Source organism: Nodosilinea nodulosa PCC 7104 (assembly GCF_000309385.1).
GTDB lineage: Bacteria > Cyanobacteriota > Cyanobacteriia > Phormidesmidales > Phormidesmidaceae > Nodosilinea > Nodosilinea nodulosa.
On sequence record NZ_JH976537.1, the window covers coordinates 608,608 to 625,917 of the forward strand.

The window sequence follows — 17,310 nt, forward strand, 5'->3', positions numbered from 1 at the left end:
AGGTTGAGAAAACAAGATCTTATACCTGGGGGCTTTTAACCTCTGCACCATCCCTGAAAAGCCCCATTGCTGGCCCCATACCCTTACTTTCGCCACTGGTAAGGTTCATCTGCCACCCAAAACCCTCATCCGCCCCTGCAAAACATTCCTTCGCTCCCGTAAAACTTTTATCTCAACCCCTAAAAGGTTCCTTTGATCGCTCGGTAGAAGCTTCAGCCTGCCCAAACCTTTCCTTCGCCCATCCAAAAGGATGATCTACCTAGGCAGATCATCCTTTCGACCTCACGTAGGCTTCCTTCAGCGTCACAGATCATTCCTCCACTCTGGCAAACCTTTCCTTCACGGGCGTGAATCTTTCCTCCCAACCCGCGAATGATTCTGCCGCCCTAGCAAACCTTTCCTCCGAACCCGCAAATGCTTCCACCATCAATGCAAAACGTTGTTTTCATAGAACAGAACCTTGTATTTGGGTCGCAAATGATTCCGCCATCAATCTAAAACACCCTGATCCGTCAGCAAACTCAATGTTGCAGCGCACCCTTCAACCGTTCGCCTGCAATATCTATTTCTCTACGCCGCCCGATTCATCTTTTCTTCATTGAAACCCATCATCTCTGGGCACAATCTTGCCAATTCTCCCGAGATTGGGCCGTTGCTACCGGGCAATCTGCCCTTAAGCGAGACAATCAGACACCAACCCCTGCCGTCGTCTCGGTTAACGCATTGCTACAATTCAATCCGCTTCTACAGGTCATCGCCCCAGACCTGCGGCTGCGTTGCACGCAACCCAAATCAACCCACTTATCCACCCCTATTCAGGGCGTATCTAACCATGAACACCGTTGACTTTTCCCGTCGCGTTCCGGCCAAAACTATTGAGGCTGATATTGACTCCTTCCACGGCATGGGCTTCATCAAAAACTACATCCCCGTTCGCAGTGAGGCTACCCCCGAAGCGCTCAAAGCCGGTTACGAAACCATGCGGGCCAAACAGCAACAAGAGACCGAACTTCTAGCCGCGATCAAAGCCGCCTCCGATGCGGCTCGCCTGGCCGAGGTCGAGTTTCACGACATGGTGATGGCGATGAAAGAAACCGTGCGCGGCCAGTATGGCTCCAACAGCGACGAGGCTCAGGCCGTTGGCTACAAGAAAAAGTCTGAATACAAGCGCCGCCGCCGCACCCCCAAGGCCAACGCGTCCTAAGCCATCCTCAAAACCCAATTCTCAAGGCTCGTGAGCACGGCTTACGAGCCTTTTTTTCTCTGAGGGTACAGGGGCGATGGTCGAAGACCGGCCAAAGGCCATCGCAAGCTCAGCCCCATTTTCCAGCAGTCCTAAAGCCACAGTCAGTGGCCGCCAGCACCATGAGTTAGCGGCTGTGCAATCGCTCATTCACCCAAGCTTGATCCTCCACTGATAGGGCTGGTGGTGGCACAGGGGATAATCTACCCGAATGCCGTACCCACTGCGCTCATAAATCCCGTTTACCAGCGGCTGCAAGTCAACGATCACCTACTCCCCCGCTGCTTTCAGCGGCAGCGGAAACTCAGGAATCGGTTCCTGTAGGAAGAATTCATAGAGATCGGCCCGAGGGCGGTACTCTGAGCGACTCACCAAAATGCGATACCGGGCTGTCGATGCCGCCCCCGTATCTATCGGGTGCATCGCCATTGGGTCATAGGCCCGCAGCAAATCTATTTCCACCAGCAAAACTCGCTTTGTTGGGCTCGTCAGTGTCTTTGCTCAACGCCAAGGTGTCACGGTTGACTTAGCCCCGCTGACTACGGCTGAAAATAGTGAATTGAAGGTGGTGCAGTACCTGCTGGAGAAACTTCAACTGACTGGAGTGGTCTTCAGCCTAGATGCGCTTCACGCCCCAAAAAACACTATCGCGCCTGGTTGAGGGTGGCAATGACTATGTGGTGGCGGTCAAAGAGAACCAAGGCAAGCTGTATCGTCAAATTGAGACCATCTGTCGTTATCGCCAACCGCGTCAAACCGCCTTAATGCCCTTTGAGAGTCAACATGGTCGCCAAGAACAGTGGGTAGTCAGGACATATTCGGCCAAAGGTCTTGATCCTCAATGCTGGTTGGGTGCAAAAAACGTCCTCTGCGTCGAACGACGGCGATGCACCTCAGACCGATGCTCCGTCCATCAGGCCTACTATCTCAGCTCTCTCGCAACCACGGCAAGACTTTGGAACGACATGGTGCGCGGACATTGGAGCATTGAGAATCAATTGCATTGGCCAAAAGACACGATCCTTCATGAGGATAAGACCTATGGCCGCGACTCGAATGGCCTGCTCAATGCTTCGCTGTTTCGTTCCATTACGATTAACGTGCTCCGACTTAATGGGTTCAATTCGCTCACTGCTGCTGTACGAGGGCTAGCCAACCAGGTGGAGCAGATTTTCCGCCTCTTACAATGAATCAACCCTGCCATTGGCATTACTTCAAACCTAGAAATATCGCCTAAAACCTTCCTGAGCTAGGTAACTAATTGCTCTGATTGACTGACAAAGGTTCTGATGTAGGTTGGTGTTAAGCGGCGCAAAACCCAACACCAGTAACGGTTTTGTTGGGTTGCGCTAAAGCTAACCCAGCTTGCGATTGAGCTATGGTGACTAATTGCTAAGCATCGGCAAGGTTTCTCGCTTCTATAGGAAGCTTGTATGGAACCAAAAAATAATTTTATAGGTAAAAACATCGAACAGATTGAGATGTATCTCCGCTTACAGTCTCCAGCCAAGCTTGATGGATATATAGGCTTTAGATAAGTTGAGGCAGGAAAAAATATGCGTCATTTACTCAGTTGGTCTCGGAAAAAAGTAGCCTCAGGGCTGTTAATAGTGTCCGTTGTTTTTGTGGGAGCCTGTTCCTCCGGTGGGGTTGATGCTGGCGGCGATTCGGCTGGCCCTGAAAGCAATTCTGGCAAGGTAATTCGAGTCGCGATCGGCACTCAAGATCAGGTCATTAATACTGCCGTTGGCGGGGCCACAGTCCGTGAACTGCACCTGCTAGAAAAATATTTGCCGACCGACGGGAAGTATAAGGGCGTAAAGTATGACGTTCAGTGGTCTAGCTATACCTCTGGCCCGCCCATCACCAACAAAATGCTGGCCAATCAAATTGATATTGGCCTCATGGGTGACTTTCCAGCGGTCATTAACCTGATTAAATTTCAGCAGGAAGCTAAAGATGCCGACTCTATTTTTATTGGCACCCTAGCCTACAGCCCTAGCGGTGCTGGCAATGCGATAGTCGTACCCAAAGATAGCAAGGCCACCTCCCTGGCCGATCTCAAAGGTGGCACTGTTTCGGTGCCCTTTGGCTCGGCGGCCCACGGCATGGTGTTGAAGGCGCTGGCCGATGCGGGGCTGGACCCCGAAACCGATGTGAAGCTGATTAGCCAGGCTCCGGAGGTGGGTGGCTCTAGCCTGCGCACCGGGCAAATCGACGCCCACGCGGACTTTGTGCCCTTCGGCGAGCTGTTTCCTTTTCGAGGCTTTGCCAGAAAGATTTTTGACGGCGCTCAAACCGGCGTGCCTACCCTCCACGGTATTGTTGTGCGCTCAGATTTTGCCGAGCAGTACCCCGAAGTTGTGGTGGCCTACCTAAAAGCCGTGCTTGAGGCCAATCAAATGTTTCAGGCCGACCCAGAGGGTATTTCGGCTCAGATTGAAGATTGGTCAGGCGTTGAGAAAGAAGTGGTCTATATGTTTTTAGGCCCCTCGGGTTTGCAGCCTCTCGATCCAACCATAGGTGAGGTGCAGGTAAGCGCTCTCAAAAATAGCATTGCTACCCTCACCAGCCTGGGCAAAATTGAAAAGCCTGTCGATCCAGAGGAAGTCGTCAACTGGATTGATGAGAGCTATTTGCGCACAGCCATGGAGGAGCTAGGGCTGGACTACAACGAGGTCATTGCCACTGCCGAGGCCTACCAAATTAAGGGCAAAGATGCTCTGACCGGGGAAGACATTAAAGATCCCAAACTGGCGGCCCAGCTCTGGGTTCAGGGCGACGAAAAGGTGACTAATTTTGCCTCGATCGCCAACATGGTTAAGGCTCTCTCGACCTTGCAGAACGACGGTAAGGCGGCGGACGTCATGTTTGTTCACGACTACAACAAAGGCTGGAAGCTGTTTGCAGAAAACGCTTATTTTGTCAGCAACGGCGATCAGGTGGCCGCCTTCCTCTTGCAGTCTGATGCTCAAACCTACGCCTCGAAGACGGGTGGTCAAATGACCGCCTTTAGAGGATTGCAGGATCTCTACGCCGATCGCCAACCTGTCCTGGTTGGCGCACAGCATTAGGGTCAATCTGGCCACCGGGGCAGGCCGCCTCAAACTCCCGCAGTCGGCTCTAAGGTGAGCGACGCTGCACCTCTAGGCACTTGGTGGAGGTCGTAGGGAACAGAATGGCGCGATCGGCTTGCCCTACTGTGGCTGCCAGTCAACAGATTCAGCTAACAAGTATTGACGTGATTGAGAGGCGCACCATGGCGGTTTCAGTTTCGCGGGCAGGGTATCCGCGCTGGCTAGGTCAGACGGGCAATGTGCTGAGCGGCGTATTTTTCGCCAATCGCTCGGCCCGGCGGGTCCTGGCTCTGGGCATATTTTTTGGCGTCTGGCAGATACTCTGCGCAGTCAGTTTTGACTTTTTTATCAATTTTCAGTTTGTGCCGTCTCCGGTGGAGGTGTTTAAGGCCACGCTGACCTTCTTTACCGAAAGCCCCTGGATACACTTTCGCTCCAGCATTACGCGCGTGCTGTGGGGCTATGCCGTAGCCTCTGGGCTAGGAGTGCTGCTGGGGATCATGATCGGCTGGTTCGCCGTGGTCGAAGACCTGCTGATGCCCCCCCTGGAACTGCTGCGGCCAATTCCGGCGGTGGCCTGGATTCCCCTGGCGATTTTGATGTTTCCCAATGCCGAGAGTGGGATGGTGTTTATCACCTTTGTGGGGGCGTTTTTCCCGGTTTTGATCAGCACAATCAACGGGGTAGAAGGCACCCTCAGCGATACGGTGCTGATTCGAGTGGGGCAGTGTTTGGGGGCAAAGCCCTGGCACATCTTTAAAGATATTGTGGTGCCGGGGTCGCTGCCCAGTATCGCAAGCGGCCTGGTAATAGGCATGGGCAATGCCTGGTTTTGCCTGGTAACAGCCGAAATTTTGGCCGGACGCTACGGCATTGGCTATATCACCTGGGAATCCTACGTGACCTCTAACTACCCTCCCATTGTCATGGGCATGCTGCTGATTGGCCTGATGGGGGCGGCCAGCTCCTGGGCGGTGAGCCGAGCCATGGAAGCGCTGATGCCCTGGCGGGTGATTAAAAAGCAGGGTAGCGCCTAGAAAAGCAGTTTGGGCATTCAGACCTGGGCGGGAGACTACTCGCCCCTGGGCGCAGGCAACATGTTTCGACCATTATTCAAGGGGATAATTACGACGTGATGATGACGCAGCTAGAGCAGCGACAGACAACGAAGGGCGCCGTTCAGGTGGAAGGACTGTCGGTTGCCTTTCGCCATCGGGGCCAAGAAATTCACGTGCTGAATTCAATTCAGATGGGCATTCAGCCCGGCGAGTTTGTGTGTCTGTTGGGTCCTTCGGGGTGCGGCAAATCGACATTGCTGAATGTGATTGCCGGATTTATCAAGCCCACGGCGGGCTATGTGATGGTCGATCAGGCCCCCATTACAAGGCCAGGGGCCGATCGCGGCTTTGTGTTTCAGCAGTATTCACTTTTGCCCTGGAAGACGGCGTTTCAAAACATTGAGCTGGGGCTCAAGATTCGCGGCATGGCGAAGGGCGATCGCACCGAACTGGTGCACGACTACCTCAACCGGGTGGGGCTGTACAAGCACCGCAACAGCTACCCCCACCAGATGTCGGGGGGTATGCAGCAGCGGGCCAGCATTGTGCGAGCGCTGGTCAACTCGCCCTCGGTGCTGCTGATGGATGAGCCCTTCGCCGCCCTCGACGCCCAGACCCGCCACATGATGCAGGAGCTGCTGCTGGACATCTGGGAGGATCTGAAAACCACGGTGATTTTTGTCACCCACGACATTGAGGAGGCGATCTTTTTGGGCGATCGCATCTGCATTATGGGCGTACAGCCCGGCCACATCAAAGCCGAGCTACCGATCGGCCTGCGCCGCCCCCGCCACTTCGACGACACCCTCTCGGCGGAGTTTGTCAACCTGCACCGCCAGGTGTTTGAGTGCATCCGCGAAGAAACCATGAAAAGCATGGAGGGATGCTTGTAAGTGCTTGTCAGCGTCAAGGCCAAACCCACTGATGCAAATCGACTGGTCCAGCTCACAACGGGGTTCGGTAATCAAGTTTTGTGCCCTGGTTACTCGATTTGCTCCTCACTTTCGCTGATAGTTTGAGGCACTTGCGAAACATCTCCCCCACAGCGGTTGAACGGGCAATCAGAATATTCGATCGCCGGCTTTGATTATCCGGCCTTTTAAACCCTGACTGTCTGCATTCCCTCCATCACTGAGAGGGCGTTTGAAACGTGATCTGCTGTAGCTTTAGCTACCTGCTGATCCCCCCTGCCCCCCTTAAAAAGGGGGGTAAAAGTCCCCCTTTTTATAGACGCTTGCGGCTTCCCGCAGGGTAGGGAAATTTAGGGGGATCTCCACTTTTGCTACAAAAAAATAGGGCTTTTCAAACATCCTCTAAGGGTTTCAAGAGTTTTGTCAGTCAACCAGGGCTATATCTGTGCCGAGGAATTTTTCTGAACACAGATCTGAATCAAATCTGAATCAAAAATTAGCGCCTCTGGCAGGGGCCAGCTCCACCCAAATCCAGGCCGCAGTTCAGCGGTGCCGCAGCCGTCCCTTCTCAACCTCTGTCGGCGGGTTTAGGGGAGCCATCTGGGGCTCTCTACGCAGATAGATGCTGACTTCGGTGGGGCGATGTAGCGTGGCATTGTTTCAACGGTTGACCGCACAGTGGTGCCCAGGCGCGGTGCCCGTCGACCCTGTAGTCTCTTCAAGTTTTCCATGGGCCAGACAAAACAAGGACAGCTGGGCTTTGCTGCAACCTGGGCGCTGGCCGCCGGGGGCATGGTCGGTGGCGGTATCTATACGGCCCTTGGCGTGGTGGTAGCGGTGGCGGTGCAGTGGAGCTGGCTGAGCTTCATCATCGCTGGCATTGTGGCGCTGACTTCGGCCTACAGCTACGCCTTTTTGGCCAACCGGTTTGAGCAGGGGGGCGGGGCCTTTGAATTTTTGCGGGAAATTCACCGCAAGGGCGTTGCCGGGAGCCTGTCATGGATGCTGATCGTGGGCTATGTGCTGACCATGTCGGTCTATGCCTATGCCTTTGGCCACTACGTTGCTTTTGCGCTGGGGGCTGGGCCGTGGGTGACGCGGGGACTGGCGATCGCCATTATGGCCCTGCTGATTGGCCTGAATTTGATGGGCACAGGCAAGACCAGCTCTGTGGAAATTGTAATTGTGGCGGGCAACCTGATTATTTTGATTGGGCTGGGGGTGCTGGGTCTGCTGCGGTGGGACCCGGTACAGCTGGTTGCCGGGGTTGAGCCGCGCCCGATCTGGGGCGCAGGCATTGGGGCGGCGTCTATTTTTATGTCCTACGAAGGCTTTCAGCTGCTGGCCTACGAGTACGACGAGATCAAACGTCCCAAGCAGATTTTGAAACCGGCCCTGCTGTCGGCGGTGCTGTTTGTAATCCTGGTGTACGCGGCGGTGTCGGTGGGGGCCACCATGCTGGCCGGAGCGCTGACCGTAGTGGACCAGAAGCAGGTGGCGCTGTCGGTGGCCGCCGAAGTGGTGGCGGGGCGTCTGGGCGTGCTGGTGATGACGGTGGCGGCAGGGTTTGCCACGGCGGCGGCGATCAACTCAACGCTATTTTCTACCGCAAAGCTGTCGCGGCGGGTGGCCGACGATGGCGAGCTGCCCCGCTGGTTTAAGCACCGCAATTCCCAGGATGTGCCCGATCGCGCCGTCATCTTTTTGGGCGCGCTGGCCGCTCTGCTGGCGGTGATCGGGTCGCTGTCCACGCTGGTGGAGGCCGCCAGTCTGGTGTTTTTGTTCACCTTTGGCACCGTCAACTGGATTGCCACCCAGTACCTGCCCCGCCACCGCTGGATTCCCTGGACGGGGGTTGCGATCGCGGCGGCGATCGCGCTGGTGCTGATGCTGCGGCTGGCGATTTTGGCCCCCCTGACGCTGGCGCTGCTGGCCGGGTTTGCGGCCTTGGCCATGGTGGGGCGACCGATGATTTTAAAGAGGCTCAAGGCCAATGATTAGATCTGTTCTGAATCGTCTCCGCCTGCATCGCCCCAGTTTGAGACGGCTTAACCCGCTGGTGAGGCGGCTGGGGCGATTCAGCTGGGGATTGCTCTGCGCCGCGCTGCTGGCCGGACTGTGGCAAACCGCCGCCGCCGCCCAGGCCCCCGCCCAGGTGCGGGTCGCTCAGCTCATGCCCGCCGCCGGTTTGACAGTGCATTCCCAGCCCCAGGCTGGGAATGCAGACCCCACCGTGCTGGCGGATCTTTCCTACCAGAGCTTGTCCGACTACCAGGCCCTCCCCGCCGGACGCTACACCCTGACGGTGGCCTCCTCCGGCCAGACCCTATTGCGCGCCACCTACGGGATTGGGGCCAGCGATCGCTACACCCTGGCCCTCTTCGGCCTCGTGCCCGAGTCGCCCCAGCCCAATTCTCGCACCGCCATGGCCCGACTCAAGGGCATCTTGGGCGGCGTTGACGCCCACGCGGTCAACGGCTATCTGCCCCAGATGACGCTGCTGCGCGATCGGGTGAGCAGCCAGTCGCAGGCCCCCCAGGTGCGGCTGATGCACCTGGCCCCCGGCGTCGTCCCCCTGGCCATGTCCCTAGAGGGAGACTCAAAGTCCCTGGTGGCCAAGACCCTGGCCTATCCCAACGCCAGCGAGGCGCTGCCCGCAGAGGGCGCAACCCGCCTGGCGATCGCCCTGCCAGGCCAACCTACCCCCCTGGTGACCCAGCCCCTCGACCTGAAGGCCCAAACGCTCACCACCGTCTTTGTCGCTGGCGGTCCCGCAGGCTCTCAGCCCCTGGCGGTTGTGCTGGCTCAGCCAACCCCCTGAGGCCCAGCGCAAACCCGGCGATCGCAGCTGGCCTGCCGTGCGGCGGGCCAGCTGCGGTATTTATGGAGCATCTACAAACCTCAGGGGTAAGCTTAGCCAAGGCAATTCATCATCCTATCTCTACCGATCCTTGATTTTGAGCCTATTTTCCAGTGGGATAATTTATTCACAGCAATAGCTAGGCATCGTTGTGCGCCGATTCAGTTGGTCCAGACATCTCCGCCAACCTTTTCTGCTCTGGTGGCTGCTGCTGCCCCTGGGGCTGCAAACGGTGGGGACAGCTGTTTTGATTGGGGTTTTGCTCCACGGCAATGCCGCCCAACCAGCCGTGGAATCGGCCAACCCGCTGCCCGCCGCGAATGGTTACCTCACCCCTGCGATCGCGCTGTGGGGGGCAGTGCAGGTCTTGGCGGTGGGGCTAGGGGCAGCGATCGCCAGAACGGTTGCCGCTCCCAAGCGCCCGCAGGGCGGATTGCCTAACGCCAGCGCCAGCCACGATTGCCGAATGATTGAAGCGGCCCTGCAGGCGAGCGAGGCCCGATTTCAAACCCTGATGGCCCACATACCGGGGATGGTCTATCGATATCTGCCCGGTAGCGATGGCGACGGTGCCTTTACCTACGTCAGTGCGGGCTGCTACGAACTGTTTGGCCTCAGCCCCAACCAGGTTCTCCAGAACGCCAATGCCGTCTGGGGCCTGATTCATCCCGACGATTGGCCCTCTCTACAGGCCTCCGTCGCCAGCGCCGTCGCCCGCTGCGCCGACTGGCATTGGGAAGGGCGATTTACAACGGTGACGGGGCAGCCCCGCTGGCTCCAGGGGCGCGCTCGTCCCCAGCCCACCCCGGCGGGCGCAGTCTGGGACGGTCTGCTGATCGATATCACCGCCCTGAAGCAGACAGAAACGGCCCTCAACCAGGAGATCTCCTATCGCCGCGCCCTCCTGAATGCCTCCATTGACGGCGTGGTGATTGTGGATCGGGAGGGCAATGTTTTAGAGGCCAACCACAGCTTTACCGCCATGCTGGGCTATACCCCAGCGGAAATTCTCAGCCTAAATGTTGCCGACTTTGATGTCGACCTGGGGCACCTGAAGGAGGATCTAAAAAGTGAGAAAACCAAGCTCTGTTTAGATCGCTTCGAACGCCTTCACCGCCGCAAGGATGGCTCAACCTACGCCGTTGAAATTAGCGCCAACGCCGTCGACTGGAACGGGCAAGCGGTTCATCTGTGCGTGTGCCGGGATATTAGCGATCGGGTACGGGCTGAGGCCATCCGGCGCGAATCTGAGGCCCGCTATCTGTCGATCCTAGAAGAGCAAACTGAATTTATCACCCGGTTTCAGCCCGACGGCAAACTCATCTTTGTCAACAACGCCTATTGCCGCTACTTTAGCCAGTCTAAGGCGCAGCTGGAAGGACAAAACTATCAGCCCGTCGTCTATCCCGCCGATCAGCCTGCGATCGATCGATGTTTGGCCTCACTGTCCCCAGAAACCCCGATTCGCACCGTCGAAAATCGCGTGTACGTCAGGGGTGAACTGCGCTGGACCACCTGGACCAACAAAGCCATCTACGACGACTGCGGCAACCTGATAGAACTACAATCGGTCGGACAAGACATTCACGATCGCAAGCGGGCAGAACTGGCGCTGGCGGAAAGCGAAGCCCGTTTTCAGCGGTTGACGGCCGCGTCTCCGGCAATTATTTACACCGTCATAGAAAGCCTCCAGGGAATTGTTCGGTTTGAGTACCTCAGCCCCGCCGCCGAAGAAATCCATGAAATCCCGATCGCGACTCTGATGCAAAACGGAGCGCTCATTTCTGAGCAGATGCACCCCGACGATCGGGAGCGGTATCTAGAGGCTTACGCCGCCAGCCTGCAATCGATGACCACGTTTATCTGCGAATGGCGTATTATTACGCCCTCGGGAAAAACCAAGTGGCTAAAGGCCAACTCTCGCCCAGAACAGCGCCCCAGCGGCGAGGTAGCCTGGCACGGCATTACCCTAGACATTACCCCGCGCAAGCAGGCCGAAGCTGCCCTGGGCAACCTGCAAGCGGCCCTGCTAGAGGCTCAGCAAGTCGCCCACATCGGCAACTGGGAGTTTGACCTGGCCAGCCAGAAAATTACCTGGTCCCCCGAACTGTTTCGCATGTTTGGCCTCGACCCGGCCCAGGGCGAACCCACCTATGCCGACTACCTGGAGCTGCTCCAGCCCGACGATCGCATCCTTTTGCAGCAGGCCGTCGATCGCGCCATAGCAGAGGGAACGCCCTACCGCCTTGACTATCGAGTGCTGCTGCCCGACGGCAGCCTGCGCTACCAGGAGGGGCGCGGCAAAGTCGAGCGCGATCGCACCGGCCAGGTGGTTCGCCTGTTTGGCACCGCCCTCGATATCACCGATCGCAAGCACACCGAAATAGCCCTGCAAGCCAGTCAGCTGCGGTTGCAGCTCGCCATCAACAGCACCGGCACCGGCACCTGGGACTGGAATATGCAGACCAATGAGGTGTTGTTTGATCAAAAGCTGTGGCGGGCCTTGCTTGGCTACGGTGCCGATGCCGCCATCGACAACAGCGTTGCAGAGTGGGAGAGCCGCATCCATCCAAAGGACAAACCTCAGGTGCAGGCGGATATCGCAAGGCACATTCGGGGCGAAACCGAGATCTACGAAAACACCCATCGTCTCCGCTGCCACGACGGCACCTACAAATGGAACCTGGCCCAGGGAAAAATTATTGAGAGGGACGATCGCGGCAATCCAATTCGGTTTGTTGGTATCCATCGCGACGTGAGCGAGCAGGTGCTGCTCGACGCTGGCCGCAGGCTGGCAGAGGAGGCGCTACAGGCCAGTGAGGCCCGCTTTCGGGCCATCTTTGAACAGGCGGCGGTTGGCATCAATCAGGCGGATGCCTCGGGGCGGTTTATTCAAGCCAATCAATATTTCTGCGGCCTACTGGGCTATACCCAGGCCGAGCTGCTGAGGCTCACCGTTCAAGACCTTACCCACCCCGAGGATTTAGAGCGCGATCGCCTCCAAATCTTGCGCCTGTTTCAGGGGAAACAGAAAGGCTTCACAACGATCAAGCGCTACCGCCACAGGCACGGCAGCTGGATCTGGACTGAGGTTACGCTGTCAGCCATTTGCAATCCAGCTGGAGAGGTCATTTCCGATCTGGCGATCGTAGTCGATATTCGCAAGCTAAGACAGGCCAATGCCGCCCTCAAAGCCAGCGAAGCGCGCCTGCGGGCCATTTTTGACCAGGCTTTGGCGGGCATTAACCAGATCGACAGCCAGGGTCAGTTTACCGAAGCCAATCAGTACTTTTGCGACCTGCTGGGGTATTCCAGGGACGAGCTGCTCGCCCTCAAACTTGAGGACCTTATCCATCCCGACGACATGGAGCGCTGTCGTGAGCCAGTCGATCGAATTTTGCGCGGTGAGATTGACAATCTAAGGCTGGAAAGACGCCAGCGCCATAAAAATGGCGACTGGATCTGGACCGAGGCCATGATTTCGCTGCTGCGGGATGAGGCCGGAGAGGTGATCGGCAACTTGGCCGTTGTGGTTGACATTCGTGAGCGAATACGGCTGGAGGCCGATCGCAAGCGGGCCGAGCAAACCATTCGCCAGCAGGCCGAGCGAGAGACCATGCTGCGGAAGCTCACCCAGAGCATTCACCGATCCCTCGATCTGCAAACTATCTTCGACACCGCCTGCCGGGAGATTCGCGCCTGTTTGCAGGCCGATCGAGTCGGCATCTTTAAATTTCGCCCCGGCTCTAGCTACAGCACTGGTGAGCTGGTTGCCGAGGCGATGGTCGACGGCGTTACTCCGGTACTGGCCATTCCTATCCACGACCACTGCTTTGGCGAACGCCGCGCGGCCTTCTACGCCGAGGGGCACTGCCACATCATCGACGACATCTATGCCAGTGACCTAGAAAACTGCTATATCGACTTTTTAGCCCAGCTTCAGGTGCGGGCCAATCTCGTTATCCCCCTCCTGTGTGGTCGCGATCTCTGGGGTTTGCTGTGCATTCATCAGTGCGCCGGTCCGCGCCACTGGCTGCGGGCAGACATTGATTTGGGGTGCCAACTCGCCCATCAGCTCGCCTTAGCCATTAAGCAGGCCCTCTTTGTCGAACAAATTCAGTCAGAGTTGCAGGTGCGCCAGCGGGCCGAGGCCAAAATTGCCCATCAGCTGCGCCAGCAAACGGCCCTGGGCATGATTTTGCAGCAGGTGCGCGAGTCCCTCGACCTTGACCAAATTTTGGCTACCGTGACCCAGAACGTGCAGGAGATTCTGCAGAGCGATCGCGTGATCATTTTTCAGGTCCACAGCGACGGCCACAGCAAAATTGTCGAAGAGGCGGTATCTGAGTCGTTGCCAACCCTGAAAGGCATGCGCTGGGAGGATGAAGTGTGGTCCCAAGACATTCTTGACGTCTACTGGCGGGGGCAGCCCCGCATTGTCGCCGATGTCATGGCCGATACCTGGACCGACTGCCTGGTGGACTATTCCCAGGCGGGGCAGATTCAGTCGAAGATAGTCGCCCCCATCCTGCAAGAGATTCGCACCTCAGAAGGCCATCGCTGGGTAGCACCAAGGGCAAAAAACAAGATCTGGGGCGTGCTGGTGGTTCATGCCTGCCGCCAAAAACGGGTTTGGCAAGACTCAGAGGCCCAGCTGCTACAGCAGATTGCCAACCAGCTGGCGATCGCCATTCAGCAGTCTACCCTGTTTGAGCAGCTGCAACAGGAACTCAGCGATCGCCAGCTGGCTCAGCAGCAGCTCACCGAAAGCAACCAAGAGCTGGCCGTTGCCAACCAGGCCCTGAGCCGCGCGACCCGGCTCAAAGACGAATTTCTCGCCAATATGAGCCACGAGCTCCGCACCCCGCTCAATGTCATCCTGGGTTTTGCCCAAATCCTCAGCTCCGATCTGTCCCTCCAGGCGCAGCAGCAGGAATACATCCGCATCATGCACCGCAGCGGCGACCACCTGCTGCACCTGATCAACGACATTCTCGACCTGTCTAAAATTGAGGCCAACCGCATCACCCTGGAACCCGAGAGCATTGACCTCCTCGAACTCCTCCACGACCTCCAGGGTATGTTTCAGGAGCGCGCGGAGGATAAAGAGCTGCGCTTTACCCTGGCTCTGGCCCCAGATCTGCCCCAGTACATTGTTGCCGACCCCAACAAGCTGCGCCAGGTGCTGATTAACCTGCTGGGCAATGCGATTAAGTTTACCCAGGAGGGAAGCGTAGCTTTGCGGGTCAGCCTTGCCCTCCCTGAGCACCCAGAGCCGCAACCAGAGCCGCCCCAGCCCTACCTCTCCTTCGCCGTTGAAGATACGGGCACAGGCATTGCCCCCGCTGAGCTGGCCAGCATCTTTGACGCCTTTACCCAGGCTAAGGCGGGCAAAGTCTCCCTGGAGGGCACGGGCCTGGGGCTGGCGATCAGCCGCAGCCTGGTGCAGTTGATGGGAGGGAGCCTGACGGTCAGCAGCCGCCTGGGACAGGGCAGCACGTTCTGTTTTTCGCTGCCCTGTCATCGGGGCCGGGCGGAGGATGTGGCGCTGACAAATTACCCCGGTGCGGTAACTGGGCTGGCCCCCGCACAGCCCAATTACCGCATTCTGGTGGTGGATGACCAGCCCGAAAATCGTCAGCTGCTGCTGGCGGCTTTCTCCCAGGTGGGGCTGGCGGTACGAGAGGCGGCCCACGGGGCTGAGGCGATCGCCCAATGGCGACAGTGGCAGCCCCACCTGATCTGGATGGATCTGCGCATGCCAACCCTCGACGGCTGCGAAGCGACCCGCCGCATCCGGGCTGAATCGGCGGCGATCGCAAACGGCGATCGCCCCATTATTATCGCCCTCAGCGCCCAGGCCTCTAACGACGAGTGCAGCAACGCCCTGGCCGCAGGCTGCGACGACTTTGTCAGCAAACCGGTCAAGCTCAACCTGTTGTGGACTAAGATGAGCGACTATCTGGGCCTCCGCTACGTCTATGCCGAGACTCCGACCCCCGCCGGGCTGGTCAACCCTACGTCCGCCAAGGCCATCCGCATCGACACCAGCGATCTCCAGGTCATGCCCCCGGAGTGGATCGGTGCCCTGCACCAGGCCGCTCTGCACTGCGACAGCCACGATACCGCCCAGCTGATTCAGCAGATTCCCGCCGAGCACGGGGCGCTGACCACCAGCCTCAATCGATTGCTCGACGGGTATAAATTTGAAGTCATCATGCAGCTGACTCAACCGTACCTTGAAGCTGCCCCTTAAGCCCTGGGAAAGCTAGGGCTTGAGGTCGGCAATACAGGCTGTGGGCATTGCCCCCGCTGGCACCAAAGACTCCGGAGACCCCCAACACCCCATGCGCATTTTATTAGTAGACGATGACGAGCTTTTAGCCCAGCGATTGGCAGAGTTTCTGGCCTCTCAGCACTATGTCGTAGACGTCGTTTTCGACGGCGAAGCCGGCTGGAGCTACGCCCAGGCCACCACCTACGATCTGATCGTTTTAGACATCAACCTGCCCAAGCTCAACGGTGTACAGCTTTGCCAAAAGCTGCGGCAGGCTCGCTACAGCAGTCCTATTCTCCTGCTGACGGCCCAGGGCGACAGTTCGGACAAAGTGGTTGGCCTAGATGCCGGAGCCGACGACTATTTGGTCAAACCCTGCACGCTCACCGAGCTGTCGGCCCGCATTCGAGCGTTGCTGCGCCGCCCCAGCACGTTGGTCAGCCCCCTGCTCCAGGCGGGCGACCTGTCCATCAATCCCAATACCTGTGAGGTCACCTACCAGGACCAACTGCTGGTTTTATCGCCCAAAGAATACAGTCTGCTGGAGCTATTTTTGCGGCACCCCCAGCGCATCTTCAGCAGCACCGTAATTCTCGAGCACCTGTGGAATTTTGACGATACCCCAGGCGAAGAGACCGTTCGCACCCACATTAAGCGCCTGCGGCGTAAACTCAAGGCGGCCGGGGCCAATACGATTATCGACACGGTATACGGCATGGGGTATCGACTCCAGGCACCGCCCCCGCCTGCTGCCCCGTCCCCGCCCGCCAGGGAAACAGCGGCCACGGGGCTGCCCCCTACGGCAGCAAACCCCAGGGAAACGACTATCCCAGAATTAGATCTCCCAGGGCCAGACCCAAAAGATGAGGCCCGTCAAGCCGCGATCGCCCTGTGGGAAAAATTTAAGCCCCCCATTCTGAACCGCCTGATCAGCCTGGATCAGGCCGTGGCGGCACTGCGATCGGGCGAGCTATCCGAGGCTCTGCGGCAGACGGCCGCAGGCGATGCCCACAAGCTATCTGGGTCCCTGGGCATGTTTGGCTTTCCGGAGGGCTCGCGCCTGAGTCAGGCGATCGGGCGTTGGCTTCGCCCCCCAACGGTCTCCTCTGAAAATGCTGGCCAGCTAGAAGCTCTCGTTGCCGCCCTCCGCCAAGAACTTCAGAAATTACCCCAGTCCCCAGCCGAAACGCCGCCGCTGCCTGCGGCCGCACCAACCGACCCTGACCAGCCTCCAGAGCCAGATCCGCCGCCCCGGCGTCCCCCAGATCTATCGATCAAAGTGCTCGCGGTAGATGACGATGTCACCATCCTGGAAACCCTGCAAATGCTGCTGCCCCGCTGGGGTATTGAGCCTATTACCCTCAGCAACCCCTTGCAGCTATGGGAGGTGCTAGCCAGTGAAGTACCGGATTTGCTGATTTTAGATGTGGATATGCCCGATATCAACGGCATCGACCTCTGCCACCTGATCCGCAACGATGACCTGTGGAACGGCTTACCCATTCTGTTTCTGACCGCCCACCGCGAGCCTCAGATTATTCTAAAGCTGTATAGCGCTGGGGCCGACGACTACGTAGCCAAACCCTTTGCCGAACCAGAGCTGATGACGCGTATTTTTAACCGCATTGAACGAAACCGACTGCTGCAGACCTGGCGCAAGCCGTCCCCCTAAAACGCCAATTTAGTATTCGCTGCCCCATTTGCTGCCCCTTGTTCCCATGCTCTGCCTTGCAACGCTCGCCTGCGGCTCTGCCGTCATTTAGATACTGTACCGGCGCTCTAGCAGCTCTATAATGCTCCTCAAAAGCTTAAGGTGACTAGTTATAGCTGCGGCCAGTCTGGTTAAGACAGGTCTCCTATGAACGTTCAAACGCTTGAACGTTC

The 17,310-nt window shown here is 57.8% G+C and carries 10 protein-coding genes; 9 read left to right on the forward strand and 1 reads right to left on the reverse strand.

Translation table 11 applies throughout. From position 1 onward, the window contains the following. Nucleotides 1-832 precede the first annotated feature (832 nt). Entirely contained in the window at nucleotides 833-1,204 is a 372-nt protein-coding gene (locus tag LEPTO7104_RS0102555; protein ID WP_017296977.1) for a hypothetical protein, read from the forward strand. 309 nt (nucleotides 1,205-1,513) lie between these two features. On the opposite strand, the gene LEPTO7104_RS41485 is transcribed toward LEPTO7104_RS0102555, so the two are convergent. Continuing rightward, the gene (locus tag LEPTO7104_RS41485) at nucleotides 1,514-1,705 is read right to left on the reverse strand and encodes a DUF4058 family protein (protein WP_225886917.1); all 192 of its coding nucleotides are present in this window, start codon (nucleotides 1,703-1,705) and stop codon (nucleotides 1,514-1,516) included. Nucleotides 1,706-1,863: 158 nt separating this feature from the next. Between LEPTO7104_RS41485 and LEPTO7104_RS0102565 the strand changes: the two genes are divergently transcribed. The 8 genes from LEPTO7104_RS0102565 to LEPTO7104_RS0102605 all read left to right on the forward strand — a co-directional run bounded on the left by LEPTO7104_RS0102565 (nucleotide 1,864) and on the right by LEPTO7104_RS0102605 (nucleotide 17,098). Next, entirely contained in the window at nucleotides 1,864-2,433 is a 570-nt protein-coding gene (locus LEPTO7104_RS0102565) for an ISAs1 family transposase (protein WP_017296979.1), read from the forward strand. A gap of 420 nt (nucleotides 2,434-2,853) precedes the next feature. After that, entirely contained in the window at nucleotides 2,854-4,317 is a 1,464-nt protein-coding gene (locus tag LEPTO7104_RS32455) for an ABC transporter substrate-binding protein (protein ID WP_017296980.1), read from the forward strand. 104 nt (nucleotides 4,318-4,421) lie between these two features. Beyond that, on the forward strand, nucleotides 4,422-5,357 hold the full coding sequence (locus LEPTO7104_RS0102575; protein WP_017296981.1) for an ABC transporter permease: 936 nt from the start codon (nucleotides 4,422-4,424) through the stop codon (nucleotides 5,355-5,357). Nucleotides 5,358-5,455: 98 nt separating this feature from the next. Beyond that, nucleotides 5,456-6,271 (forward strand): ABC transporter ATP-binding protein, encoded by an 816-nt coding sequence (locus LEPTO7104_RS0102580; protein WP_017296982.1) that lies wholly within the window; start codon nucleotides 5,456-5,458, stop codon nucleotides 6,269-6,271. Between the two features lie 747 nt (nucleotides 6,272-7,018). Beyond that, nucleotides 7,019-8,290, forward strand: a complete 1,272-nt coding sequence (locus LEPTO7104_RS0102590; protein ID WP_017296984.1) for an APC family permease — start codon at nucleotides 7,019-7,021, stop codon at nucleotides 8,288-8,290. Then, nucleotides 8,283-9,110: a DUF4397 domain-containing protein gene (locus LEPTO7104_RS0102595; protein WP_155523493.1), complete on the forward strand. Its 828-nt coding sequence runs from the start codon at nucleotides 8,283-8,285 to the stop codon at nucleotides 9,108-9,110. Before LEPTO7104_RS0102590 ends, LEPTO7104_RS0102595 begins: the two co-directional genes overlap by 8 nt. A 190-nt stretch (nucleotides 9,111-9,300) precedes the next feature. Further along, nucleotides 9,301-15,405: a PAS domain S-box protein gene (locus LEPTO7104_RS0102600; protein ID WP_017296986.1), complete on the forward strand. Its 6,105-nt coding sequence runs from the start codon at nucleotides 9,301-9,303 to the stop codon at nucleotides 15,403-15,405. A gap of 91 nt (nucleotides 15,406-15,496) precedes the next feature. Beyond that, the gene (locus LEPTO7104_RS0102605) at nucleotides 15,497-17,098 is read left to right on the forward strand and encodes a response regulator (RefSeq protein ID WP_026072308.1); all 1,602 of its coding nucleotides are present in this window, start codon (nucleotides 15,497-15,499) and stop codon (nucleotides 17,096-17,098) included. Nucleotides 17,099-17,310: the final 212 nt, after the last annotated feature.

Bases quoted from the DNA above. Each gene is read 5' to 3' on its own strand.
- LEPTO7104_RS0102555 (WP_017296977.1), top strand. From the start codon at position 833: ATGAACACCGTTGACTTTTCCCGTCGCGTTCCGGCCAAAACTATTGAG.
- LEPTO7104_RS0102565 (WP_017296979.1), top strand. From the start codon at position 1,864: ATGCGCTTCACGCCCCAAAAAACACTATCGCGCCTGGTTGAGGGTGGC.
- LEPTO7104_RS0102575 (WP_017296981.1), top strand. From the start codon at position 4,422: ATGGCGCGATCGGCTTGCCCTACTGTGGCTGCCAGTCAACAGATTCAG.
- LEPTO7104_RS0102580 (WP_017296982.1), top strand. From the start codon at position 5,456: ATGATGACGCAGCTAGAGCAGCGACAGACAACGAAGGGCGCCGTTCAG.
- LEPTO7104_RS0102590 (WP_017296984.1), top strand. From the start codon at position 7,019: ATGGGCCAGACAAAACAAGGACAGCTGGGCTTTGCTGCAACCTGGGCG.
- LEPTO7104_RS0102595 (WP_155523493.1), top strand. From the start codon at position 8,283: ATGATTAGATCTGTTCTGAATCGTCTCCGCCTGCATCGCCCCAGTTTG.
- LEPTO7104_RS0102605 (WP_026072308.1), top strand. From the start codon at position 15,497: ATGCGCATTTTATTAGTAGACGATGACGAGCTTTTAGCCCAGCGATTG.